21 protein-coding genes are annotated in these 25,385 nt (G+C 37.4%); 17 read left to right on the top strand and 4 right to left on the bottom strand.

The genetic code is table 11. The annotated features are described in order from the left end of the window. Window positions 1-36: 36 nt before the first annotated feature. From ebgA to tusE, 13 genes are all read left to right on the top strand, one after another. Window positions 37-3,114, top strand: coding sequence for a beta-galactosidase subunit alpha (ebgA, locus tag PPBDW_RS06625; protein WP_036794219.1), 3,078 nt, complete (start codon window positions 37-39; stop codon window positions 3,112-3,114). Beyond that, entirely contained in the window at window positions 3,114-3,566 is a 453-nt protein-coding gene (locus tag PPBDW_RS06620) for a beta-galactosidase subunit beta (protein ID WP_036794218.1), read from the top strand. The genes ebgA and PPBDW_RS06620 overlap by 1 nt, the downstream gene beginning before the upstream one ends. A gap of 143 nt (window positions 3,567-3,709) precedes the next feature. After that, entirely contained in the window at window positions 3,710-5,140 is a 1,431-nt protein-coding gene (locus tag PPBDW_RS06615; protein WP_036794216.1) for an amino acid permease, read from the top strand. A 483-nt stretch (window positions 5,141-5,623) separates the two neighbouring features. After that, a complete protein-coding gene (locus PPBDW_RS06610; RefSeq protein ID WP_181319298.1) occupies window positions 5,624-8,425 on the top strand; it encodes an EAL domain-containing protein in 2,802 nt (933 codons plus the stop codon). Between the two features lie 101 nt (window positions 8,426-8,526). Continuing rightward, window positions 8,527-8,865 carry a hypothetical protein gene (locus PPBDW_RS06605; RefSeq protein ID WP_036794213.1) on the top strand — a complete coding sequence of 113 codons (339 nt, stop codon included), beginning with the start codon at window positions 8,527-8,529 and terminating at the stop codon, window positions 8,863-8,865. 851 nt (window positions 8,866-9,716) lie between these two features. Next, window positions 9,717-10,943, top strand: a complete 1,227-nt coding sequence (gene gltS / locus PPBDW_RS06600) for a sodium/glutamate symporter (RefSeq protein WP_036794211.1) — start codon at window positions 9,717-9,719, stop codon at window positions 10,941-10,943. A gap of 296 nt (window positions 10,944-11,239) precedes the next feature. After that, window positions 11,240-12,463 carry an L-lactate MFS transporter gene (locus tag PPBDW_RS06595; RefSeq protein WP_036794210.1) on the top strand — a complete coding sequence of 408 codons (1,224 nt, stop codon included), beginning with the start codon at window positions 11,240-11,242 and terminating at the stop codon, window positions 12,461-12,463. A gap of 277 nt (window positions 12,464-12,740) precedes the next feature. Next, window positions 12,741-13,772 (top strand): amino acid ABC transporter substrate-binding protein, encoded by a 1,032-nt coding sequence (locus PPBDW_RS06590; RefSeq protein WP_036794209.1) that lies wholly within the window; start codon window positions 12,741-12,743, stop codon window positions 13,770-13,772. A 75-nt stretch (window positions 13,773-13,847) separates the two neighbouring features. Further along, window positions 13,848-15,047 carry an amino acid ABC transporter permease gene (locus PPBDW_RS06585; protein WP_036794208.1) on the top strand — a complete coding sequence of 400 codons (1,200 nt, stop codon included), beginning with the start codon at window positions 13,848-13,850 and terminating at the stop codon, window positions 15,045-15,047. Window positions 15,048-15,049: 2 nt separating this feature from the next. Then, window positions 15,050-16,147, top strand: coding sequence for an amino acid ABC transporter permease (locus PPBDW_RS06580; protein WP_036794206.1), 1,098 nt, complete (start codon window positions 15,050-15,052; stop codon window positions 16,145-16,147). Between the two features lie 13 nt (window positions 16,148-16,160). Then, complete coding sequence (locus PPBDW_RS06575) at window positions 16,161-16,934, top strand: amino acid ABC transporter ATP-binding protein (RefSeq protein WP_045041832.1); 774 nt, start codon at window positions 16,161-16,163, stop codon at window positions 16,932-16,934. A gap of 227 nt (window positions 16,935-17,161) precedes the next feature. Further along, window positions 17,162-17,830, top strand: coding sequence for a Bax inhibitor-1/YccA family protein (locus PPBDW_RS06570; protein WP_036794204.1), 669 nt, complete (start codon window positions 17,162-17,164; stop codon window positions 17,828-17,830). A 135-nt stretch (window positions 17,831-17,965) separates the two neighbouring features. Further along, window positions 17,966-18,295, top strand: coding sequence for a sulfurtransferase TusE (tusE, locus tag PPBDW_RS06565; RefSeq protein ID WP_036794202.1), 330 nt, complete (start codon window positions 17,966-17,968; stop codon window positions 18,293-18,295). A 66-nt stretch (window positions 18,296-18,361) separates the two neighbouring features. Here the strand turns inward: tusE and yccX are convergent, their stop codons facing one another. After that, window positions 18,362-18,634 (bottom strand): acylphosphatase, encoded by a 273-nt coding sequence (gene yccX / locus PPBDW_RS06560; RefSeq protein ID WP_036794200.1) that lies wholly within the window; start codon window positions 18,632-18,634, stop codon window positions 18,362-18,364. A 222-nt stretch (window positions 18,635-18,856) separates the two neighbouring features. Between yccX and PPBDW_RS06555 the strand changes: the two genes are divergently transcribed. The 4 genes from PPBDW_RS06555 (at window position 18,857) to PPBDW_RS06540 (ending at window position 22,963) form a co-directional block, all read left to right on the top strand. Beyond that, window positions 18,857-20,047: a class I SAM-dependent methyltransferase gene (locus PPBDW_RS06555; protein WP_036794199.1), complete on the top strand. Its 1,191-nt coding sequence runs from the start codon at window positions 18,857-18,859 to the stop codon at window positions 20,045-20,047. A 179-nt stretch (window positions 20,048-20,226) separates the two neighbouring features. Beyond that, on the top strand, window positions 20,227-20,859 hold the full coding sequence (locus PPBDW_RS06550; protein ID WP_036794197.1) for a YccT family protein: 633 nt from the start codon (window positions 20,227-20,229) through the stop codon (window positions 20,857-20,859). A 754-nt stretch (window positions 20,860-21,613) separates the two neighbouring features. Next, on the top strand, window positions 21,614-22,252 hold the full coding sequence (locus PPBDW_RS06545) for a murein L,D-transpeptidase catalytic domain family protein (RefSeq protein ID WP_054262004.1): 639 nt from the start codon (window positions 21,614-21,616) through the stop codon (window positions 22,250-22,252). 138 nt (window positions 22,253-22,390) lie between these two features. Continuing rightward, on the top strand, window positions 22,391-22,963 hold the full coding sequence (locus PPBDW_RS06540; protein ID WP_036794195.1) for a cysteine hydrolase family protein: 573 nt from the start codon (window positions 22,391-22,393) through the stop codon (window positions 22,961-22,963). Between the two features lie 31 nt (window positions 22,964-22,994). Here the strand turns inward: PPBDW_RS06540 and ald are convergent, their stop codons facing one another. From ald to PPBDW_RS06525, 3 genes are all read right to left on the bottom strand, one after another. Then, window positions 22,995-24,122, bottom strand: coding sequence for an alanine dehydrogenase (gene ald, locus PPBDW_RS06535; protein WP_036794194.1), 1,128 nt, complete (start codon window positions 24,120-24,122; stop codon window positions 22,995-22,997). Between the two features lie 197 nt (window positions 24,123-24,319). Next, on the bottom strand, window positions 24,320-24,586 hold the full coding sequence (locus PPBDW_RS06530; RefSeq protein WP_036794193.1) for a hypothetical protein: 267 nt from the start codon (window positions 24,584-24,586) through the stop codon (window positions 24,320-24,322). A gap of 75 nt (window positions 24,587-24,661) precedes the next feature. Further along, window positions 24,662-25,330 (bottom strand): HAD family hydrolase, encoded by a 669-nt coding sequence (locus PPBDW_RS06525; protein ID WP_036794192.1) that lies wholly within the window; start codon window positions 25,328-25,330, stop codon window positions 24,662-24,664. Between the last annotated feature and the right edge of the window lie 55 nt (window positions 25,331-25,385).

Genomic DNA, 25,385 nt, shown 5'->3' with positions numbered 1-25,385 from the left:
TAACTCCAGATAATTAAGACATGTCTTGGAGGCATTGTGAATAACTGGGAAAATATCAACTTACTTAGCGAAAATAGACTGGCACCTCGTGCGTATTTTTTCTCTTACAACGCATTAAATAAAGCGCAACGCTTTCAGCGTGATTTAAGTCAGCATTTCATGTTGCTAAGTGGCCAGTGGACATTTAATTTCTTTACTAATCCGCTGCTCGTTCCTGAAGAATTCTATCATCAAGAAATGAATGACTGGACCAATATTCAAGTGCCAAACATGTGGCAAATGGAAGGTCACGGTAACTTACAATACACAGACGAAGGCTTCCCATTCCCGATTGATGTGCCTTTTGTTCCTTCAAATAATCCAACAGGCGCATACCAACGCACTTTCTTCTTGAGCGACAGTTGGAATGAAAAACAGACTATTATCAAATTCGACGGTGTTGAAACCTACTTTGAAGTATATGTTAATGGTCAATATGTAGGCTTTAGTAAAGGCAGTCGCTTAACGGCTGAATTTGATATTTCGGCTTTTGTTAACGCAGGCAAGAACTTACTTTCCGTACGCGTTATGCAATGGGCAGACTCAACCTATATCGAAGATCAAGATATGTGGTGGATGGCTGGTATTTTCCGCGATGTTTACTTAGTCGGAAAAGAACCTGTTCATGTACGTGACTTTACTGTTCGCACTGATTTTGACGATAATTACCAAGCTGCAACACTTAGCTGTAAAGTCGATCTAGAAAACTTAAGCGGTAGTATTGTCACTGATTACAGCCTTGATTATGCCCTTTATGATGGCCAAGTTAAGGTTGCAAATGGAAACGTTTCCAACCTAGCAATTGCAAGTCTGACTCATACTGATTTTGCAATCAAAATGGCAGCACCTATCCATTGGACTGCCGAAAACCCACATTTATATCATTTATTTTTAACGCTAAAAGATGCTGATGGTACTGTGATTGAGGTGATCCCTCAACGTGTCGGTTTCCGTGATATTAAAGTGCGTAACGGTCTATTTGAAATTAACGGTCAATACGTAATGCTGCATGGCGTTAACCGTCATGATAACGATCATCTTAACAGCCGTGCTGTAGGCATGGATCGCGTAGAGAAAGACATTGTGCTCATGAAGCAGCACAATATTAACTCAGTACGTACTGCGCATTACCCTAATGATCCTCGTTTTTACGAACTGTGTGACCAATACGGTTTATTTGTTATGGCTGAAACTGACGTTGAAACTCACGGTTTCGCTAACGTTGGCAACCTAAGCATGATCACCGATGATCCAGCATGGGAGCACGTGTTTGTTGAGCGCATTGAACGCCATATTCACGCTCAAAAGAACCATCCTTCAATCATTATGTGGTCACTGGGTAACGAATCAGGCTACGGCTGTAATATTCGTTCAATGTATAAAGCAACAAAAGCAATTGATGATACTCGTCTGGTGCATTACGAAGAAGATCGTGACGCTGAAGTAGTTGATATTATTAGTACTATGTACTCTCGTGCCCAAATGATGAATGAGTTTGGTGAGTTCCCACACGCTAAACCACGTATTATTTGTGAATATGCTCATGCTATGGGTAATGGCCCTGGTGGCTTAACTGAATATCAAAACGTGTTCTACAAACATGATCATATTCAAGGTCACTTTGTTTGGGAATGGTGTGATCACGGCATTTATGAACAAGATGAGAATGGCCGTGATGTTTATAAATATGGTGGTGATTACAGCGACTACCCAAATAACTACAACTTCTGTATGGATGGCTTGATCTACCCAGATCAAACACCAGGTCCTGGCTTACGTGAATATAAGCAAGTTATTTGTCCTGTCAAAATTGCAGTTAAGGATCACACCAAAGGCATCATTACCATTACTAACAAATATTGGTTCTCAGACTTAAATGATGTTGTGTTTGATATCGCAGTACGTGCAGAAGGCGATACGCTAACCTTTAATCAAATCACCGTTGCAGATCTTGCTGCGGGTGAATCACGCGATATTGAATTAGCACTGCCGATCATGGATCAACGTGAAACTTTTGTTAATGTTTCAATTCGTAAAAAATCACGCACAACTTACAGCGATGCAAACCATGAACTAGGTATTTTCCAATACCAAGCAAAGCCAAATACCGCTCATGCTGAATTGTTTGAAAATAACAATGCGATGCCACTGGCTGTCATTGAAAATCGTCTTGATTGGGAAATTAGCGGCTATGACTTTACGCTTCGTTTCTCTAAAGTCGATGGCAAACTCACATCATGGCTGCGCCAAAATAATGAACTGATTGCGTCTTCTCCAGCAATGAGCTTCTTTAAGCCAATGATTGATAATCATAAGCAAGAATATGAAGGCTTATGGCACCCTGCTCACCTGCAAATTATGCAAGAGCATTTCCGTAGCATCAACGTGGAGCAAATCGCAGGTAAAGTGATTGTTACCACCAACAGTATTATTGCACCGCCAGTATTAGATTTTGGCATGCGTTGCCAGTATCAATTTGAAATTTGTCCTCAAGGCCAAGTAAACATGACCTTAAGCGGCAATAAATACGGTGATTATCCACATGTTATTCCTGCTATCGGTTTAGATTTAGGGATTAATAATCAATTTGATCAGGTTGAATATTACGGTCGAGGTCCTGAAGAAAGCTATCAAGACAGCCGTCAAAGCAACATTATTGATATTTACAGCACTACCGTTAGCAATATGTTTGAGAACTATCCGTTCCCACAAAACAATGGCAACCGTCAACATGTGCGCTGGGCAAGTTTAACCAACCGTCATGGTGTTGGCTTATTGGTTAAGCCTGAGCAAGAAATTAATTTCAGTGCATGGCACTACACCAACCAACATATTCATCAAGCACAGCACATTAATGAACTGGAGCCTAGTGGTTACATCACGGTCAATCTTGATCATCAAGTTATGGGCTTAGGTTCTAACTCTTGGGGTTCAGAAGTATTAGATTCATACCGAGTTTACTTTAATGACTTTAGCTATCAATTGAGTTTAGTGCCATTTAGCAAAGCTGACTGCGATAGTCGTTACCTAGCTAATCAAACATTTACAGCAACACGCATCGGTGGAGACAAATAATGATTATTTTAACATCACTGGATCAATTCAAGAGCCTGTACCGCGATGGCCGTAAATGGAATCGTTGTGTTGAAGCAATAGAAAATATCGGAAATATTCAACCGAATGTGTTTCATTCTATCGGGGATTCATTGGCTTACCGCCTCCAACATGGGCCATCAAAAGCGGATGAGCAATTTGTTGGCCATCGCCGTTACTTTGATGTGCATTATTACCTTAACGGTAGTGAAACGATTGAATGTACAGATAAAAACACACTCACTCAAACCGAAGCATACAGCGATGAAACTGACCGTGAATACTTTACTGGAACAGGCCAAGCACAACGCATAGAAGCTGGACAAATGGTGATCTTTGAAAATCATCAAGCACACCGCTTTAGCGCTAGTGATAACCTTCAAAAAGTTGTTTTACGTGTCACCATTGAAGACGGTTACTTCCTCAATAAATAACCTAACACAACCGCCAGCTAGTAATAGCTGGCGGTTATGTAATGCAATAAAAAAATAAACATAAAAACAATAAGCTATGATTTGGTTTTTCACTAAAAACATAGACATCCTACAATACTAAACGTGATCCATCGGAGATTCTCATGTCTGAATCCAAACGTAATACCATAGGGAAATTTGGTCTACTATCGATGACCTTTGCTGCGGTATACAGTTTCAATAATGTCATTAACAACAATATTGAAATTGGTCTATCATCAACCCCTATGTTCTTCATTGCTACCCTACTCTATTTTATTCCATTTTGTTTAATCATCGCTGAGTTCGTCTCCCTTAATAAAAATTCTGAAGCGGGTGTTTATGCTTGGGTAAAAAGTTCTCTCGGAGGACGCTGGGCTTTCCTTGCCGCGTATACTTACTGGTTTGTTAATCTCTTTTTCTTCACCTCATTACTACCACGGGTTATTGCTTATGCATCCTATGCGTTCTTAGGCTATGAATATATCTTTACGCCGACCACAACGACCCTGTTAAGTATTGCGTTATTTGCTCTCGCTACTTATGTGTCAACCAATGGCGCTAAAATGCTGGGGCCAATTACCTCTGTTACTTCATCATTTATGTTAGTGCTCACTTTGTCATACATTATCTTGGCGGGCGCTGCTGTTATGGGTGGTATTCAGCCAGCAGATCCAATCACTGTAGAAGCATTAACCCCTCAAATTAATTGGGCTTTCTTTGGTGTAACAGCATGGATATTTATGGCTGCAGGTGGTGCAGAATCAGTATCTGTTTACGTTAACGATATTAAAGGCGGTCATAAAGCGTTTGTAAAAGTGATTATTTTTGCAGGTATCTTTATCGGTGGCTTGTACTGTGTTTCTTCTGTACTAATTAACGTTTTTGTTGAGCGTGAGGCATTAAAATTCACTGGGGGTTCTGTACAAGTATTTGAAGGATTAGCTCGTCATTATGGTCTACCTGAAATTATGATGAACCGTTTTGTTGGTGTGGTTTCATTCACAGCAATGCTTGGTTCACTACTAATGTGGACAGCGACTCCAGTTAAAATCTTTTTCTCTGAAATTCCTGCCGGTATTTTTGGAGAGAAAACTGTCAAGCTAAATAAAAATGGTGTTCCAGCACGCGCAGCATGGGCACAATTCTTTATTGTTATTCCGCTACTTATCGTACCAATGTTAGGTTCTGATTCGGTACAAGATTTAATGAGTACAGTGATTAACATGACCGCAGCAGCTTCTATGTTACCGCCACTGTTTATTATGATTGCTTACTTGAACTTACGCCTAAAGCTGGATCACCTACCACGTGACTTCAAGATGGGCTCACGCACAACAGGTATTGTGATGGTATCCATTTTAATTGGTATCTTCAGTATTGGCTTCTTAGCATCTACCTTCCCAACAGGCGCTGATATCATGACGATTATCTTCTATAACGTTGGTGGGATTGTAATATTTCTTGGCTATGCATGGTGGAAATATAACCGCTACGAAAGTCAGTTAGCTGCAGCTAAAAAATCAGAACTGGAAACAGTAACAACCACAAATTAATTATTATAATTAAATCGTTATTTCATCAAGGCCTTGAGTTTCCTCCCTCAAGGCCTTTTTGTATTTAGCGCCCCAGCACAAGTAACATTGTTATTACATCTTCCTCACATATTTATACTTCAAATCTTAACTTTATGTGTTTAATAGCATATAGTTAGGCTAGTTATGTGACAAATCCCATATTACTTAAATAAGGATATTATGAGAAAAACGCTAGTAATAAGTTTACTCTTCACTCTCCCGTTACTAATACTAACTGTAATTAGCGCTATTACTTATAATCATCAAAGTAATGATGAAACAATCAATAAAGTAAAAAACATTCAACGCCAGCAACAGTTACAACAGCAACGGCATATTTCCCAGCAAATAGATCATACTGTTAGCCGCTTTAACCAACTAAATACTTATTTACAACAGCAGTCGTGGCAGCAAACGCTCACACTCGCACAGCGTAATGACTTCGTTAAATTTGCCGATAACATGCTAGCTAATAACCATAATTTCAATAGCATTAATCTGATTGATTATAAAAATAGCTATCGTTTGCAAATTACGACTACCGCTGATGCTAAAACCGCAGTACTAGACAATAATCCGATTATATCTGAAACAGAATTGAATAATATTGATCATGCATTTTCTCTTCCACCCAATAAAACCTATATAACTACGTTGCCCTTGCCCATTAACCATATTGGGTACTATCAACATATTACTGTCAATAATTATCAATGGGTTGTGAAAATTGAACAACGAAATCTGCCTCACATCCTCACAACATTATCAGTTAGTGATTCACTACCAATAGAGTCATGGATAATTAATAATAAAGGCCAAACATTAATTAACATCAAGCAAAAAAGCATCTCACAAACTAACTCTGAAAAAGATTTTAAAAATAAGTATTTTTCATTATGGCAACAAATACAACGTTATAACCACCGACAAATAATTGAAGATAGTATTCTCTACACATACTCACCTTTTTTTATTCCTAAGCCATTAAAAGCAAAAGTTGATTTTAAATACGGTAATTTATCACCATGGGTATTAGTTTCAAAAGTGAATATAACTGATAACCATAATCATCTTTGGTTCATTCAAAAACCTTTAAATCCATATTTTTATCTTTGTATAGTAATTATGATCATTTGTATTGGTATCATATTAACCCTTTGCTATATAGAACGACAAAAAAATGAAATGAACCGCATAGAAAGCAGTAGAAGTGCCGCTCTTTTACGTTATTATTCTCTAATTGAGAATACAGATTCAGGTATTATCGTCATAGATAAAAATAGAATAATCATTGCAATTAACTCAACAGCACAGAAAATATTTGAATTTAAAAAAGACCCAATAAATAAAAATATTATGTCGTACTTATCCTCAGTAGATATTAAGAGCAATATTGTGGCCCTCTTAAATAGTATTGACAGTATGCCTTATAACAACAAAGAAAAAACACAGCTAAAGATCGATACCCCTAATAGTAAGCATTTAGAAATCATCGTTACAAAAATAGATGAAAACAATAATGATAACATCATTTTACAGATAACTGATGTAACATCATGGATAAAACGTGAACAAAAACTTAAAGGGCTATCTCGCGCAGTTGAACAAAGTAAAGAAGCAGTAATTATTACGGACAAATTTGGTTTCATTGAATATGTAAATAGTTCCTATGAAAAAAGTACAGGAGATAGTTTTAATAATATTGTTGGATTGAATAGTAAGACTATCTTTAAACGTTATATAAATGATAAAGAAAAAATAGATGATATTCAGTCTAAATTAAACCAAGGCAAGACTATTCAACGTATTATTTCACAACGAAATAATGATGATAGTATTCATTACCTTGATAATACTATCTCCCCTATTCGTGATGAAAATGGTCGAATTAGTAACTATATATCAACAAGCAAGGATATTACCGACCGTATCAACTATGAGCATCGCTTGCATCGTCTCGCACACTATGACCAATTAACCGCACTTCCAAATAGAATTATGTTTATTAATGAATTAAATAAATCATTAATAGTGTCAAGAAAAAACCAGTCTAAAATGTCAATTTTGATTATTGAAATCGATTTATTTAAACAACTACATAATTACTTAGATTATGAAAACATAGAAAAAATATTAATTATAGCGTCAAAACGTATTCGTTCTAATCTTAGAGATATAAACATCCTCGCGCGATTAAATAACGATCAATTTGGGGTGATAATTCAGTGTGTGCAACAGAAAAAAGATATCACACGCCTTGCAAAAAGATTACTAAATAATATTAGTGCTCCCATTAACTTTGACGGGAAATTAATTTCCATTACAGCTAGCATCGGAATTTCACTTCAAAAAGTATCGACACTAACAGCAGAACAGGTAATCAAAAATACCAATATTGCTTTAAGTTTTTCTAAAAATAAAACAAAAAATAAATATTGTTATTTTAGCCATGAGATGGGAACAAAAACAGCACATAAATTAGAACTAGAGTCCGAATTACGAAAATCAATTAATACTGATCGCTATGAGTTTTACTATCAACCAAAAGTATTAGCAAATTCACACTCACTAACCGGAGTTGAAGCACTATTACGCTGGCGTGATAAAGATGGTCACTATCAAGCTCCCGTTGATATTATTCCTTTACTTGAGTCATCAGGATTAATCCTTGAGGTCGGTCCTTTCCTTATCGAAAAAGCTTGCCATCAATTAAAACTATGGCAACAACAAGGACTCAATATAAATATGGCGATCAATATATCTGCACAACAGTTACTTGATTCTGATCTCATCGGGATTTTAAATAACGCAATCAAGAAAACAGATTGTGATCCTGCTTATTTAGAGCTTGAAATCACCGAAAGCGTGCTAATGACAGACATTGAATTAGCATACCAAAACCTAATCGCACTCAAAAAAATAGGCGTTAAAATTGCTATTGATGATTTTGGTACAGGCTATTCATCATTAGCTTATCTCAGTCGCTTCCCTATCAACATCCTAAAAATAGATCGGGAATTTGTTAAAGAATTACCTCACAATAAAGACAGTATCACTATCATAGAAGCTATCATTGACCTCGCTCACAATCTTGGGCTAGCAGTTGTTGCTGAAGGTGTTGAAAATATAGAGCAAATTGCTTTCCTTGAGGCTATTGGCGTTGAAGAGTTCCAAGGTTTTTATTTCAATAAGCCACTAACTCAGTGCGACTTTAATCGCCAATACTTATCTCAAACACAACAAATGTTAGAGAACACTATATAAGAGGTTCTCTTATTCAACGTTGTAGCTTATTATTAATGATATACGCCATTTTATTGTTAATCATAAGTGGATTATTTTTGATTACTTAGTAGGACGTCACAATGAGTTTTAGTGATCACTTAGATAACTTTATTAAGCAACGGGAACAATTTGGCCATCAGCCAAATAGAATGCAGAAGCGAAATTCTTATACTGTCGTTGATGCAACAGATCAAAGTAAAGCGCGTGAAGCAATGGCAAAAGAGCAAGAACATGCCACATTACGTGCAGAGCAAGAAACAAAACAATATCATCAACGTATTCGCGGACGATGTGTACTCCCAAGTGAGGCACAAGCACAACAACGTCAAAATGATACTCGTCCAGCAGATCCAGCTCGTATTGCATACATTCAGCAACTGAAAAAAGATTTAAAACTAAAAAAATATAGCACTGAATAAGCTTATGCTAGCCCAAAAAAGAGCTGTTTAACCTAGTACATTATATTAGCTTAATGATAACTATATTCTATTATCGTTATCATTAAGCTTGTTCACTATTACTTACTCGCTCTCTTAAATATCTTCTCACCTTTCAGTATCTTGTTCTCAATTATAATTGTAAAATTATGCCAGGTTATGATTCTCACCCAATGAGATATTATTTCATAAGCAACAAGTTATATTTGGCATTATTTATCTTACTTACAACCCACTCTTTTCTCTAAATATTCATCAACAATAAAATATTTACTCGCATTTTATGGCTGATAACCGCAAAAAAAGCCTCTAATTACTATTTTGTACAATGTTTAATAACTTTTTTTGTCATTTTTATACTTTTTTTTCAAAGCCTAATTAATATGGTACTCACCAAAAATAGACCTTTCTCAAATTATGAGAATTAAGACTTTTTTTTATATTACATTCTCGACAACTAAATTTTCAATTTAACCTTTGCATTACAGCCTTTAAATAAAAGGAATGCTGTACCCTATACTGAAAAAAGGCTTAGAATAAAATATAACGCTTTGATTATAAAAAATTAACCTCACTAAAGAAGCAAAAAAACGCCCATTAAAAAATGTTTATATCGCCAATAAACACCAAAACATAATAAACACTAAAAACCAACAAAATAAATCAATTATTTAACAATAAACCATATAAAAAAACGACTACTCAATAATATCTAAATAGATAAGCTCTAAAAACAAGAAGTGGCTACCACAACAACATAATAATGGCAATATGGTAAGAATGTCTTTTTGGGGTTAAAATTAGCGTCAAAGAAGTAAAAAAGAAGATTTTAAATGACCACAACTATTCATGTTAATGAGCTCGAATCATTGCTCATCGCAATAATCGTGCTTTTTCTTGGCTACTTTATTAATAGTAAAGTCAAGATTTTAAGAAAGTATAATATTCCTGAGCCTATTGTTGGCGGACTTGTCGTTGCCTTTATTATTACCTTTTTCCATTTCCAAGGTTTTGACATTAGTTTCAAGCTAAGTATGCAAGACTCGTTAATGCAAATGTTCTTTGCTACCGTAGGTCTTGCTGCTAGCTATAAACTGCTAATGAAAGGCGGTTCACGTGTATTTCTATTTTTAGGAATAGCTACAGTCTTCATCATTATTCAAGATGCTGTTGGCGTAGGTATGAGTAAAGCTTTAGGCTTAGATCCATTACTTGGCCTTATTGTTGGTTCAATCACTCTTTCAGGCGGTCACGGCACTGGCGCGGCTTGGTCACAAACTTTTGCTACCGACTATGGTCTAAATACATTAGAACTATCAATGGCTGCAGCAACGTTTGGCTTGATCATGGGTGGTATTATCGGTGGGCCGATTGCCCAGCGTTTAATCAACAAACATAATCTAAAATCTGATTTTGGTGAAAGTGGCAATCATCATATTGAACACCCAGATCTGATCACTTATAGCGATCGTGAAGAAGACCGTATAACGTCTAAAAATACTATTGAAGTATTATTTATTCTATTGGTTTGTGTTGCCGGTGCATCACACTTTAAAGACTTTGTAGACGGTCTTGGTATCAGCGCATTACGTATTCCTGAATTTGTTTATGCGTTGTTTATTGGTGTGTTTATTACTAACGTCTGTGAAGGAACTAAGTGCTATAAAATCAACAAAGAGACAGTTGATGCTCTTGGTACCATATCATTGTCCTTATTCTTAGCAATGGCACTTATGAGCTTGCATCTATGGGAACTTATGGACTTGGCAATGCCAATGTTGATTATTCTCGCTGTTCAGACGGTTGTGTTAGGGCTGTTTACCTATTTTGTTACTTTCCGGGTTATGGGAAGCAACTATGATGCAGCTATCATTGCCGGTGGCCACTGTGGCTTTGGTATGGGCGCAACACCAACAGCGGTAATGAATATGGGTTCATTAGTGTCTCGAAATGGTCCATCACCACAAGCTTTTATGGTTGTACCAATTGTTGGCGCTTTCTTTATTGATATTACTAACCTGCTAGTTCTTCAGGGCTACATTAGTTTCCTTGGTCACTAACCGCTAGTTTTAATACCAAGCTACAAAGGGGAAGATACTTTACTATTTATAGTTAAAGCATATCTTCCCCTTTTTGTTTTAAACTTGTGAATCTCTATCTCGTTTATAAAAATTTTTCCTGACTTAATTGCTGTTTTGTAACAAGGAATGTCTGACCAATACCATATTTTTTTTATATTGTTACACTCCGCGCTCTTTCTAAAGTTTGACTTTAGTCATCATACTAAATCATTCACTTATCGTTGTTTGCCTTTGTATTTAGCATCAATGCTAAGAATAAATTAATTGAGTTCTCTATGAAAAAATTTGATCGAGCTATGCAGATCCTAGTAGCAGGTTTCTGTATCAACTTATGTATGGGTATCCTTTATGCTTGGAGTGTGTTTAAAAAAGCACTCGTTGTTGATTTAGGCTGGTCGAATGCTGACGCATCACTGCCTTATACTGTTGCAATTATTACTTTTGCTTTATCACTATTAGTCGCTGGTATTCTTCAAGATCGTATGGGCCCACGTCGCGTACTGATTCTTGGTACCGTAATGGTTGGTTTGGGCATGATCATCTCAAGTTTTGCAACTACACCAATGATGCTAGTACTAACATTTGGTGTCATGACAGGTAGTGGTATCGGTTTTGGCTACGCTTGTTTAAGCCCGTCAGCAATGAAATGGTTCCACCCATCAAAAAAAGGCTTGGTGAACGGCTTAATTGCAGCAGGTTTTGGACTTGCCGCAGTTTACTTAGCACCACTAACTTCAACGCTTATAGCTGAATATGGTATTAATACTAGCTTCCTTGTTTTAGGTCTTGCGGTACTGGTTATTGCAGTTCCATTAGCATTTACAATTAATAACCCACCAGCGAACTATGTACCTGAAACGCCTGCTGGTTATAAAGCAACATCAGCTAAACCTGTTGATATTAATTGGCGTGGAATGCTAAAGACACCACAGTTTTACTCACTGTGGGTAATGTACGCATTTGCTTCAGCTGCAGGTTTGATGATTATTGGCAACATTACTTCTATCGCTGCAACACAAGCAAATATTACTGATGCTGCTTATCTCGTTGTGATTCTAGCTATATTTAACTCAGGCGGCCGTGTTGTAGCTGGTATTCTGTCAGACAAGATTGGTGGTGTTAAAACACTGATGATCGCCTTTGTAATGCAAGGCATCAATATGGTGATGTTCGCAACATTTGAATCTGAGTTCACGTTGATTATCGGTGCTGCAGTTGCTGGTGTTGGCTACGGTACATTATTAGCGGTTTTCCCATCAATTATTGCTGACTTCTATGGCCTTAAAAACTATGGCGCTAACTATGGTGTACTTTATACAGCATGGGGCGTAAGTGGCTTTATCGGTCCTGTTGTTGCCGCATTTGCTGTTGATACTACTGGTACTTACACATTGGCTTATACAGTGTGTTCTGTAATGATCGCTGTTGCGGTTGTGTTATCCGTTATCACTAAGAAAGTAGATGCAGAAGCACTTGAGAAAAAACTTGCTACTGCATAATAACTCTTTAGCTTAAAAACAAGGCCCAGCACCACGCTGGGTTTTGTTTCCCATCTCTCTTCTCTCCTCGATAATATTCATTTTTACTCCCTTGTATTGCAAACTTAGTGGTCTTATCTCTCATAATCATCATCTGAATCAATTTATTTCCTACAAAACTAGACCTTTATATATATTTTCCTATACTTGTACTTGTTAATGTATTGTTAATAACTTATTAATAATTAAGTTATTGCGACATATCGCTTTAACTATTGACCAGACAAGGAAGGTACTAATGGCTAAAAAAATAACAGGGGTGTTGGCTGTACTTGCTGCATCTGCCACTCTATTTGCAGTTAATGCAAACGCCGCCGACAGCACACTCGATAAAGTAAAAAAACAGGGTTACGTCCAATGTGGCGTCAGTGCTGGCTTACCTGGGTTTTCAAACCCCAATGCAAAAGGTCAATGGGAAGGTCTTGATGTTGAATTCTGTCAAGCAGTTGCCGCTGCAACATTAGGAGATAAATCCAAAGTTAAATATATCCCTCTCACTGCCAAAGAACGTTTTACCGCCTTACAATCAGGTGAAATTGATATTTTATCGCGTAACACAACCTGGACACTACACCGTGACACCTCACTTGGCCTTAATTTTACTGGTGTAAACTACTACGATGGTCAAGGTTTTATGGTTAAAAAAGACATGGGTATAAAAAGTGCAAAAGAGCTCGATGGTGCTGCTGTTTGTGTGCAGTCAGGTACCACAACCGAGCTTAACTTAGCCGATTACTTCCGTGTTAATAACATGAAATATAAACCTGTCGTGTTCGATACAGCACCCCAAACATCCAAAGGTTTTGATTCTGGGCGTTGTGATGTACTCACCACAGACCAATCAGGCTTATATGCGCTGCGCTTAAATCTTAAAGATCCAACCTCAGCGATTGTTCTACCTGAAATCATTTCTAAAGAGCCTCTTGGTCCTGTCGTTCGCCAAGGTGATGATCAATGGTTCAATATTGTACGCTGGACACTGTTTACAATGATTAACGCCGAAGAATTCAATGTAACTTCGGCCAATGTCGACCAACTTAAAAAAGAATCAAAAGATCCTCATATTCGGCGCTTAATTGGTCTTGATGGACCAAAAGGTAAAGGACTAGGATTAAACGATGATTGGGGCTTCCAAATAATTAAGCAAGTCGGTAACTATGGTGAAAGCTTCCACCGTACCGTAGGCCTAGGTTCACCACTTAAAATTGAACGAGGTTTAAATGCTTTATGGAGTAACAGTGGTATTCAATATGCCCCACCTATTCGTTAATAACATCGTTTAATTACTATAAAAGGGAGCTGTTATGGCTCCCTCTGTACATCTCAATGGATATGAGGGTGTTGTATGGCATTACCCACTAATACGGATAGTTCACAGACAAGATCTAGTAATAAGAATCTGTTCTATAATCCCACTTTTCGCGCGGTAATATTTCAAATTATTGCGGTCGTTGCTCTCGTTTTTTTCTTTTATAGCATCATAAATAATGCATTAACCAATCTTGAAACCCGTGGCATTGCTACCGGTTTTGATTTTCTTAATCAAGAAGCTGGGTTTGGTATAGGTTTGACTCTTATCGATTACGATGAGACCTTTAGTTATGGTCGAACATTTTTGGTTGGTCTACTCAATACCGCATTAATTGCCGTCCTCGGTGTTATTCTCGCCACAATATTAGGATTTATAATTGGAGTCGCACGCTTATCTCCTAACTGGTTAGTTAGTCGTTTTGCTGCTTTTTATATTGAAATTTTTCGAAATATTCCACTATTACTGCAAATTTTCTTTTGGTACTTTGCTGTTTTACAGGTACTACCATCACCAAGGCAGAGTCTTCAATTTGGCGATAGTATTTTCCTTAATGTACGCGGATTATCGATACCTAGCCCTATCTTTGAACAAGGCTCGGGGTTTATTTTGATAGCACTGATTATTGCCTTTATCATTGCGATGAGTTACCAATATTACGCTAAGAAAAAACAACAAAATACAGGTCAACAATCTCCAGTACTTCTCGTTAGCCTCACAATTATTGTCTTACTACCATTAATGGCTTTTTTTATAAGTGGTAAACCGATTAGTATCGATTATCCCTCCCTTAAAGGTTTTAATTTCAGTGGTGGTATTACCGTATTACCTGAACTTGCAGCGCTTCTGCTAGCATTAAGTATTTATACTGCCGCGTTTATTGCTGAAATTGTCCGTTCAGGCATTAATGCGGTAAGTCATGGTCAAACTGAGGCCGCAGAAGCATTAGGATTAACCCGTAACAAAACCCTCCGTTTAATTGTGCTCCCCCAAGCGATGCGGATTATTATTCCTCCTCTTACGAGTCAATATTTAAACCTAACCAAAAACTCCTCCCTCGCAATGGCAATTGGTTATCCTGATCTTGTATCTGTATTTGCCGGTACAACCCTTAATCAAACAGGACAAGCTATTGAAATCATAGCGATGACAATGGCTGTTTATTTAAGCCTAAGTTTAATCACATCATTGCTAATGAATATCTATAACAAAAAAATGGCTCTGGTTGAGAGGTAAACATGAGTAAACATCAATTTCTTCCCGATTTACCGCCACCAGCTAACACAGTTGGTATGATTGGATGGTTACGACAACATCTTTTTTCTTCAGTCTTCAACACTATTATCACCCTTATTTTAGGCTACTTTGCCATTATAGGTATCTGGGGCATCCTTGATTGGGCGTTCATCAATGCCAACTGGCAAGGAGACTCTCGTGATGCCTGTACGCTAACAGGCGCATGTTGGACTTTTATTAAGGTACGCTTCGATCAGTTCATGTTTGGCTTCTATCCGAATACCGAATTATGGCGACCTAAATTATTTTATGCCACCTTAGCGATTTTTATTGCTTTATTAGCCTATGAAAAAACACCTTATCGCGGCTGGATTTGGTTATTTTTCGTTAATATTTATCCATTCATAGCTGGTTTTCTTTTATATGGTGGCATAGCAGGATTACCTATCGTCGAAACCCACTTATGGGGTGGATTACTAATTACCTTAATCATTGCTATTGTCGGCATCGTGGTATCGTTACCTATTGGTATTATTCTAGCGCTTGGACGACGCTCAGAAATGCCAATTATTCGCAGTATTTGTACGGTATACATTGAAATTTGGCGTGGTGTACCTTTAATTACAGTACTGTTTATGGCATCAGTAATGTTGCCGCTGTTTTTAAGCTCTGAGTTAGAAACCAATAAACTTATCAGGGCATTGATTGGGGTGGTAATGTTCAGTGCCGCCTATATGGCAGAGGTCATCCGTGGTGGTTTACAAGCTATCCCTAAAGGACAATATGAAGCAGCAGACTCATTAGGATTAAGTTATTGGCGTAAAACATACCTTATTGTATTACCACAAGCGTTAAAAATTACGATACCTTCAATTGTAAATACCTTTATTGGGTTATTTAAAGACACCAGTCTAGTGCTGATTATTGGTATGTTTGATGTTTTAGGTGTAGGACAAGCCGCTACAAGTGATCCTGAATGGTTAGGTTTTGCAACTGAAAGCTATGTCTTTGTCGCTTTCGTTTTCTGGATTTTTTGTTTTAGTATGTCTAGATACAGTATCTATCTAGAAAAAAAATTACATACTGGACATCAACATTAGCAAGGACTGCATAATGAAAAATACCAATGACACCACAGTTAATCATGATGATACCCCGTGGGTTATCGAATTAGTCGATGTAAACAAATGGTACGGTCAATTTCATGTACTTAAAAATATTAATTTGAAAGTACGTAAAGGTGAAAAGATAGTGATTTGTGGCCCTTCTGGATCAGGTAAATCAACCATGATTCGCTGTATCAATTATTTAGAAGAACACCAACAAGGAAAGATTTCAGTCGCAGGAAAAGATATTACCGGTGATTTGAAAAACATTGAGCTCATTCGTAAAGAAGTCGGCATGTGCTTTCAGCATTTTAATCTTTTCCCTCACCTCACCGTGTTAGAAAACTGTACCTTAGCGCCTATTTGGGTCAAAAAAATGCCCAAGAAAGAAGCCAATGCACTCGCGATGCAATATTTAGAACGGGTTAAAATTACAGATCAAGCCCACAAATACCCAGGTCAGCTTTCAGGGGGTCAACAACAACGAGTCGCGATTGCACGTTCGTTATGCATGAATCCACAAGTTATGTTATTTGATGAACCCACTTCCGCACTGGATCCTGAAATGGTACGTGAAGTGTTAGATGTGATGGTTGAACTTGCCAATGAAGGTATGACAATGCTATGCGTGAGTCATGAAATGGGATTTGCCCGCCAAGTAGCAGATAGGGTAATATTTATGGATGAAGGGGAAATTATTGAAGAGAATAACCCTCAAGATTTCTTTGATAATCCCAAATCTGATCGAACTCAACTTTTTTTACAACAAATATTGCACTAACAGCTAAAAATGCCACCATTAATGTAGATATAAGCTATGTAATATTTGGTTACAACTTAATGATAAATACTGATTGATGCTGTAAGTATTTTAATGTTCAAACACTTATAATGTGCTTCATGGCAAACAAATCAATCTAAAGCTTAAGGTTACGCTTGCAATTCATATTGTTTAGCCTCATATATAGCTTTAATAGAATTAACATAACTACCCTAAGGGGAATACTTATGAACGAACGTATAGTCAATCGTGACAACGGTTACGACGGCGTACTGTCAACCAATAAGGTTTTACGTAACACTTATTTCTTACTATCGCTAACGTTGTTGTTCTCTGCAGGTGTAGCTGGCGTAGCAATGGTTATGAATGTTCCACCTGTACACTGGATCATTCTTCTTGTTGGTTTTTACGGTTTAATTTTCTTAACTGAACGTAACCGTGATAGTAGCCTCGGCCTTGTGTTTGTATTCGCATTAACAGGCTTTATGGGTTATACCCTTGGCCCGATTTTAAATATGTATGTCGGTGCAGGCATGGGTCATGTGGTGATGACTGCTCTTGGCGGTACAGCACTAACCTTCTTTGCCTGTTCTGCTTACGCATTAACAACCAAGCGTGATTTATCGTTCCTTAACGGTATGTTGATGGCTGGTTTCATTGCGATTATCGTTGCAGTTGTAGCAAACATCTTCTTAAAGATGCCAATGCTATCATTAGCAATTAGCGGTATGTTTGTATTGTTCTCATCAGCAGCGATTTTATTGACAACTCAATCAATCGTACGTGGTGGTGAAACAAACTACATTTCAGCAACCGTTACTTTGTACGTTTCTATCTATAACCTATTCTTAAGCTTGCTTCAGATTCTAGGTGTAGTGAACAGCAACGACAACTAATCATCAGCGATTAATTAGCTCATGTTTAGTCATGGAAACGAAAAAAGCCTGCCTTGATGCAGGCTTTTTGTTTTTTACTTGCAGGCAGACCTATGAATCACTATTCTTGCTGCGTTAGTAATAAAGAGGTCTACTATGCTTGAATTTAACGGTGTGCAAATCGACACTGATGCCCAAGGTTATCTGAAAAATGTTGATGATTGGTCAGAAGATCTAGTCACACTACTTGCAGCAGAAGAAGCTATCGAATTGTCTGAAGCTCATTGGGAAGTCATTCGTTTTGTTCGAGGCTTTTATCTTGAATTTAATACTTCACCAGCAGTACGCATGCTTGTAAAAGCGATGGCAAAACAATACGGTGAAGAGAAAGGTAGCTCACGTTATCTATATCGCCTATTTCCAAAAGGTCCCGCAAAACAAGCAACTAAACTGGCTGGATTACCCAAACCAGTTAAGTGTATTTGAGGCTTAATAATGAAAACCAAACATAAGTAACTAATAACTTTATGTTTGGTTTTCCTTTGATGGCTATCAATTCATTTTAAACCCATTCAAATGTTGCCAAGCTAATGTCTCACTTGTTAGCCATTCAACAGTCGCGGTCTTAGGCCCATGTTGTAACCAAGCAATTAGCCTATCGATATTTTCTTGATCTCCACAAGCAAGAACTTCAACACTGCCATCAGCCAAATTTCTAGCATACCCCGTTAAATCAAGCATCAATCCTTGATGAGCAGTATGAAAACGAAAACCGACCCCTTGTACATGTCCTATTACTCGCGTTTTTACACAACATCGTGCCATGATGACCCCCATTGTTTTTATATTATCTACAGGATTATTTTAGCTAAATAATGGCAATAGACTGCTCGTTAACCCACAAAATCTCTCGATACTATTGCGAAGTAGCATAGTTTATTTAACATCCAATCGTGGTTTTATATGCTGACTTAGACTTTTTCATTTGATTTTACGTAGCCAGAGCAACATAATACGCCCCCACTCGAACTCCATACTGGGCATGTCATGACAGCTTCTATTTATTTGGTAAAAGGCCGTGAAAAATCACTACGCCGTCGCCACCCTTGGATTTTTTCTCGCGGTATTGATCGTGTTGAAGGAAAACCAGAACTAGGCGAAACCGTTGATGTTTACGATAACAAAGGCGAATGGCTAGCACGCGGAGCTTACTCTCCACAGTCTCAAATTCGCGTTCGCGTATGGACATTCAACAAAAATGAAGCCATTGACGTTAACTTCTTTGTTAACCGCCTTAATACAGCACAAAGTCTGCGTGATATTCTAGCAGCTCGCGATGGCCTTACAGGTTACCGTCTCATTGCTGCAGAGTCTGATGGTCTTCCTGGCATTACTATCGATCGCTACCAAGATTATTTAGTCTGCCAATTACTGAGTGCTGGTGCTGAAGCACAGCGCGATGTGCTTATTGAAGCATTAAAGCAGTGTTACCCAAGCTGTAATATTTATGAACGCTCAGATGTTTCTGTTCGTAAGAAAGAAGGTTTAAAACAACGCACAGGTGTTCTACACGGCGAAGAGCCACCTAAGTTTGTTACTATCGAAGAAAATGGCGTTAAAATTAACGTTGATATCGTTGGTGGTCACAAAACAGGTTTCTACCTTGACCAACGTGATAGTCGCGAAGCATCGGTTAAATATGTTAACGGTAAGCGTGTTCTAAACTGCTTCTGCTACACTGGTGGCTTTGGTTTATACGCTCTAAAAGGCGGTGCAAGTGAGGTTGTCAACGTTGATGTTTCTCAACCAGCGCTTGATACAGCACAACTTAACGCAGAAATTAACGGTTACCCAATTGAAAATGCACAGTTTGTAAATGCTGATGTGTTTAAATTACTGCGTGAATACCGTGAGCGTGGCGAACTATTTGATGTCGTTATCATGGATCCACCTAAATTTGCTGAATCTAAATCTCAGCTAGTGGGTGCTTGTCGTGGCTACAAAGATATCAACATGTTAGCCATGCAGATCCTAAAACCAGGTGGTATGTTATTAACATACTCTTGCTCAGGTTTGATGGATAACGGCTTATTCCAAAAAATCATTGCTGATGCCGCACTTGATGCTCACCGTGACGTACAGTTCATTGAGCGTTTTAGCCAAGCTGCTGATCACCCTCTAGATAGTGCTTATCCTGAAGGTTTCTATCTTAAAGGTTTTGCTTGTTACGTAAAGTAACCAGTCATCAAACTTAAATGCATATAAAACCCAGCCTACGCTGGGTTTTTTTATACCAACAAAACAGTTATTGGATAATAATTTCGATAGTTATTTGTCAATACAGTGATTATCAGAATACAATAGTGCCACTATACCTAATACACATTATTCACCCTACGCACTCAAAAGGAATCGACATGAAACTACGTACAGCCCTGCTCTCTTTAGCTATGTGTGGCATCAGCTTTCCATCATTTGCTGATGTAACACTTAACCTACCACAATCTGCTGAACTGGTTCTCGTCAATGGCGTTAATGCTCAAGGAAATGCGCCCCAAACATTAAATAACGGTAGTAACCAAATTGCTTTTCGTTATGATAAAAACTACCGCGAAAATGGCGATACTCACTTGTTTCATTCTGAAGTGGTTGTAATGACATTTTCAGGTAATGATGCGACATATACGCTACAGTTACCTAATATTTCAAGTGCTTACCAAGCTCAAAAATTCAACCGTCAACCGACAATGAGCTTATTAACTGCAAATGGTACAGAAGTACCTTTTAAACATGATGTATTGATTAAAGATGGCATTCAAATTAATCGTGATTTCCAGCAAGAAATCGCACAATACAACTTAAGCAAAGCACCAGCAGCACTAACAACAGCAATTGCTGCAAATGAAATGCAACGTGCGCAACAGCAAGTTAGCCCTGCAGAAAAAGACGGCCAAATAGATCAAGCCTATGTGACTAAAATGCTAAATTACTGGTATAACAAAGCTAATACAACGACTCAGCAACATTTTAAAGCCAGCATCAACAACTAATATTGTCTTTAATAAATATCGATTGATCATTAATCTACTTCCCTTATTATGCATATCAACATCTAGTAATAAGGGAAGTAATCATTACCCTCACCATAAGTACATGATCTCTTAACTGTTTTATCATCTTGCTAGCGCTACACCTACTCTGTCTCATTCAAATAATCTACAACGATATAATTTACAAAACGACAGGCCTACCACTCAATTCCAGAGCAGATACCAGTAAGAGTAAAGTTGGTAATATTTAATCTATAAAATAACGCAGATATTATTAATAATATCTGCGTGTTATTTGTCTTGAAAAAATATTAGTAGATAATATTTATTTTCCTTCATCTTATATTCAGGTTTATTTGTTTCTGTTTTACTTTCAGCCTAAATAAACTATCTTAATAGACCTATTTCATTATTATTTTCATGATATTTTAAATATTTAAAAATAAAAAACAAAAATAAAAATACAATTATAAATCAACACATTAAAAACAATCTTACCGCCCATAAGCGAGCTTTTTTTAGCTTCAGATTAATCTAACTTACTTTAGTTAATTAAATGATGTTCATATTAATAAGTCATTGTTATCCATAATTATATTGAACATTGCTTTAGCAAATATCATATTCGTAATGCTCATAAACAACTTATGCAATACCATTTAAATGTTCTTTTTTAATTCTTATTTATGATAAAGTGTATCCTCGCTTAATTGCTAATAACCTCTGCAACCTGTTTAAGAATAGAACGAATCAGATGAAAAAAGTTATTTACCTATTTCTATTAATGGTATGTCTTTTACCGTTAAGTGCGTCTGCGCATGTTGTCAATACTGAACGTAAAAATGCAGATATTGTTGCTGATTATGTATACCAAAAAGCCGATTTAAAAGGCAAAATTGATTACAATGTCTTCAAACAAGCATTTATTGCTTATAACAAAACTCGTGGAAAAAAGAAATCGCTACTAACCATTATTGATTACAGCATGCCTTCCACTGAAAAACGATTTTATGTTATTGACTTAAAATCAAATAAATTACTTTATCGCACCTATGTATCACATGGTGAAAATAGTGGTCGTTTAATTGCAGATGCGTTTTCTAACCGTGTGAATTCACATAAAACGTCATTAGGTACATTTTTAACAGAAGGTACATACAATGGCGGTAATGGTTACTCATTAAAACTTAATGGGCTAACTAGGGGTGAAAATGATAATGCTTTAAAACGTTTTATTGTGATTCATGGCGCTAAATATGTATCTGAATCATTCATAAAGCATTATGGTTATCTTGGTCGTAGTTGGGGTTGTCCAGCAATACCAACAAACTTAGCTAAATCGATTATTGATACAATTAAAGGCGGTAGTGTTATTTTTGCTTATGCTAAATAACCTCCTTGATAAAAAAGCTTTTAGTTGCAAGACTAAAAGCTTTTTTATATCTAAGATTTCATAATATTAAATTTTAAGGTTTGATCGTATGCTTATTAGCATCGGCTAAAAGTAACATCAGTTCTTAAAGGAAATAACATGACTAAAGCCTTAGTTATCATTGACTTCATTAATGATATTGTCGACAAAAATGGCAAAATACCTAGCTGTGCTGAACAAGTTAGTGCTCATCATGTCATTGACAATGCTAATATTGCCATTCAATGGGCAAAAAACAATAACTTGCCTTGTATCTTTGTCAAAGTAGGCTTTCAATCTAGCTATCTTGAATTACCGCACCATTCACCAATGTTTGGTAAAGCACAGCAATATCGTGCCTTAGAATTAGGCCAATGGGGAACAGAGTTTCACCCAAATCTTAATGTCACTACCGACGATATGGTAATTGTAAAATCACGGGTAAATCCATTTTATAACACCGCATTAGATAGCGTTTTACGAGCTAATGCCATTACAGATGTTTATTTTTGTGGTGTAAGTACTTGCTGGGCTATTCAATCTGCCGTTCGAGATGCCCATGATCGTGATTACTGCGTGCATATTGTTAGCGATGCTTGTACCTCAGCGACAGAACAAGATCACCAGCGTTCTTTAGCTATACTCGCAAGAATCGCAACCTTGCACCAAGCAAAAACACTCGCGAACGCTTAATTTATAAAGGCTTACTTAAGCCAATTATTATCTAGCCTTCGTACTCACTTATAGCGTGTTCTGCCGTTATATAAGGATAATCTAATGCTTGAGCAACACTATAATTAGTCACTTGGCCGTAATACACATTTAGGCCATTTAACAAATGCTTATTACTCATAAAGGCTATTTTATAACCGAGATCGGCTAATTGTAAAATATAAGGTAATGTTGCATTATTAAGCGCAAATGTCGATGTTCTAGCAACCGCACCAGGCATATTAGCAACACAATAATGTACGACATCATCAACAATATAAGTAGGGTTATCGTGAGTGGTTGGATGCGATGTTTCAATACATCCACCTTGATCAATCGCGACATCAACAATCGCACTACCAGATTTCATACGCTGAATCATATCTTTTGTAACTAATTTTGGCGTTTGTGCGCCAGCAATTAACACACTCCCAATCACGAGATCAGCAGCAAGCACATACTTTTCAATGCTATCACGAGTGGAATAAATACAGGTAATAGCTCCTGAAAATAGCTGGTCAAGACGACGTAGTACCTCTAGGCTACGATCGATAATCACTACATTAGCCCGTAAACCAACCGCCATCTGTGCTGCATTCAAGCCTACAACACCACCGCCGATAATCACGACATTCGCTGGCGCTACACCAGGGACACCGGCTAATAATACGCCGCCACCACCACGATAGTTTTCAAGTGCAAATGCTCCTGCTTGTAATGCCATTCTCCCTGCAACTTCTGACATAGGAGCAAGTAACGGTAAGTGGCCATTATCATCTGTTACTGTTTCATAGGCGATGCATACGGCTCCACTGTTAATCAAATCTTCAGTCTGTGCTCTATCAGGCGCTAAATGGAGATAAGTAAACAATATTTGTCCTTTACGTAACAACATCCGCTCTGTTGCTTGTGGCTCTTTAACTTTAACTATCATATCAGCTTGAGCGAAAACAGCTTCTGCGGAAGCAACAATACTCGCTCCTACTGCAATATAATCATCATCACTACAGCCAATACCCACACCAGCATTGGTCTCAACATAAACTGTATGACCATGTAATACCGCTTCTTTTACTGAAGCGGGAACCATGCCAACGCGATACTCGTGAATTTTAATTTCTTTAGGAATACCAATTTTCATCGTTACTTCCTTACCTATCTTCACCAGTCATATATAGACAATAGTTAACAACAATAGATATTTCTCACTATTTTTTATCATCAAGATAGACGTTAATACCCAATATAAACCGAGCAACCAAATAATAATTCGCAAACAATAGACATAAAAAAAACCGTGACCTTATATCACGGTTTTTTTATAGCTACGGACATGAATTAGATATCATCTTCCCAAGGCATATCAGGTAAAGCCACAAGGTTTTCACGATAACGTTTTAAGTCAAACTTACCGTCATTTTTCATTACATCAAAGACTTCAATAGATAAAGCACAAGCGATCATCTGAACTGCTTCGTCACGAGCTGTACCTGTCATCATTAAGCGCATTAAGGTTTCTTTAACCACTAATGGATTACCGTCAGCTAGCTGATTCTCCACTGTCTCAACTAGCATATCACCAGTCATGATTTCTTCGTTTTCCATCATAAACCTATTCGAGTTATTTCAATCAAGCGTAATTTAGCATAACGTATAACGACTGCAAAATAATTGCCTGCTCTATGCCAAACCAAACAATAATTTGTCTTTAAAAAGCAAATCTAACAGAGGTTTTGCAGCAACCATTGAAGCAAATGTATGATCAGCATCGGTATCTTTTAATGAAGGATGCTCATTAATCAGTAAGCAACAAATCTCAGCATTTTTCGCTGATTGCAATCCAGTACGACTGTCTTCAACAGCAACAACTTGATGTGATTGAACCTTCATTGCTTGGCAAGCATGTAAATACACGTCAGGGGATGGTTTATTATTTACCACCTCATAGCCACTAAACACCTGCTCAAATAAATCGAACCAACCATGTTGCTTTAATACGCCTTCAACATAATCACGCGGTGCACCTGTCACAACAGCCATTGGAACTTTTCCAAAAAAATCTTTAAGTAGCGCATCAACACCAGGCAATGCAGGAATTCCATACTGCCGAATCTTAGCTTCTGTTAAAGCTTCCATATCTGTTGTAATGGTCACAACATCAACACTCAGCTGGTAGCTATCAATAAAATGCTTAGCTATCTTTGGCCATGTAACACCAGCATAATATTCAATAAAATCAGCAGCTGTCAGCGTAACACCGTAGGTTGCTAAATAGGCACTCCAGTTATCAGCATGAAACGTTTCAGAATCAACTAATGTGCCGTCAAAATCAAAAAAAAGAGTTTGCATTACTTACCAAATAACGTTGTATAAAATAAAGAACTTCACTTATAACATTTCAATT

The sequence above is a fragment of the Photobacterium kishitanii genome (assembly GCF_000613045.3).
Lineage (GTDB): Bacteria > Pseudomonadota > Gammaproteobacteria > Enterobacterales > Vibrionaceae > Photobacterium > Photobacterium kishitanii.
Note: the sequence above shows the minus strand (reverse complement) of the source record. Positions and strands in the feature narration are given on the sequence as shown.

What these genes read in the sequence shown, in the direction of transcription:
- PPBDW_RS06615 (WP_036794216.1), top strand. Translation starts at nt 3,710, where the DNA reads ATGTCTGAATCCAAACGTAATACCATAGGGAAATTTGGTCTACTATCG.
- PPBDW_RS06570 (WP_036794204.1), top strand. Translation starts at nt 17,162, where the DNA reads ATGAACGAACGTATAGTCAATCGTGACAACGGTTACGACGGCGTACTG.
- PPBDW_RS06605 (WP_036794213.1), top strand. Translation starts at nt 8,527, where the DNA reads ATGAGTTTTAGTGATCACTTAGATAACTTTATTAAGCAACGGGAACAA.
- ald (WP_036794194.1), bottom strand. Translation starts at nt 24,122, where the DNA reads ATGAAAATTGGTATTCCTAAAGAAATTAAAATTCACGAGTATCGCGTT.
- PPBDW_RS06550 (WP_036794197.1), top strand. Translation starts at nt 20,227, where the DNA reads ATGAAACTACGTACAGCCCTGCTCTCTTTAGCTATGTGTGGCATCAGC.
- PPBDW_RS06590 (WP_036794209.1), top strand. Translation starts at nt 12,741, where the DNA reads ATGGCTAAAAAAATAACAGGGGTGTTGGCTGTACTTGCTGCATCTGCC.
- tusE (WP_036794202.1), top strand. Translation starts at nt 17,966, where the DNA reads ATGCTTGAATTTAACGGTGTGCAAATCGACACTGATGCCCAAGGTTAT.
- PPBDW_RS06545 (WP_054262004.1), top strand. Translation starts at nt 21,614, where the DNA reads ATGAAAAAAGTTATTTACCTATTTCTATTAATGGTATGTCTTTTACCG.
- PPBDW_RS06610 (WP_181319298.1), top strand. Translation starts at nt 5,624, where the DNA reads ATGCTAGCTAATAACCATAATTTCAATAGCATTAATCTGATTGATTAT.
- PPBDW_RS06540 (WP_036794195.1), top strand. Translation starts at nt 22,391, where the DNA reads ATGACTAAAGCCTTAGTTATCATTGACTTCATTAATGATATTGTCGAC.
- PPBDW_RS06580 (WP_036794206.1), top strand. Translation starts at nt 15,050, where the DNA reads ATGAGTAAACATCAATTTCTTCCCGATTTACCGCCACCAGCTAACACA.
- yccX (WP_036794200.1), bottom strand. Translation starts at nt 18,634, where the DNA reads ATGGCACGATGTTGTGTAAAAACGCGAGTAATAGGACATGTACAAGGG.
- PPBDW_RS06530 (WP_036794193.1), bottom strand. Translation starts at nt 24,586, where the DNA reads ATGGAAAACGAAGAAATCATGACTGGTGATATGCTAGTTGAGACAGTG.
- gltS (WP_036794211.1), top strand. Translation starts at nt 9,717, where the DNA reads ATGACCACAACTATTCATGTTAATGAGCTCGAATCATTGCTCATCGCA.
- PPBDW_RS06575 (WP_045041832.1), top strand. Translation starts at nt 16,161, where the DNA reads ATGAAAAATACCAATGACACCACAGTTAATCATGATGATACCCCGTGG.
- PPBDW_RS06620 (WP_036794218.1), top strand. Translation starts at nt 3,114, where the DNA reads ATGATTATTTTAACATCACTGGATCAATTCAAGAGCCTGTACCGCGAT.
- PPBDW_RS06525 (WP_036794192.1), bottom strand. Translation starts at nt 25,330, where the DNA reads ATGCAAACTCTTTTTTTTGATTTTGACGGCACATTAGTTGATTCTGAA.
- PPBDW_RS06585 (WP_036794208.1), top strand. Translation starts at nt 13,848, where the DNA reads ATGGCATTACCCACTAATACGGATAGTTCACAGACAAGATCTAGTAAT.
- PPBDW_RS06555 (WP_036794199.1), top strand. Translation starts at nt 18,857, where the DNA reads ATGACAGCTTCTATTTATTTGGTAAAAGGCCGTGAAAAATCACTACGC.
- PPBDW_RS06595 (WP_036794210.1), top strand. Translation starts at nt 11,240, where the DNA reads ATGAAAAAATTTGATCGAGCTATGCAGATCCTAGTAGCAGGTTTCTGT.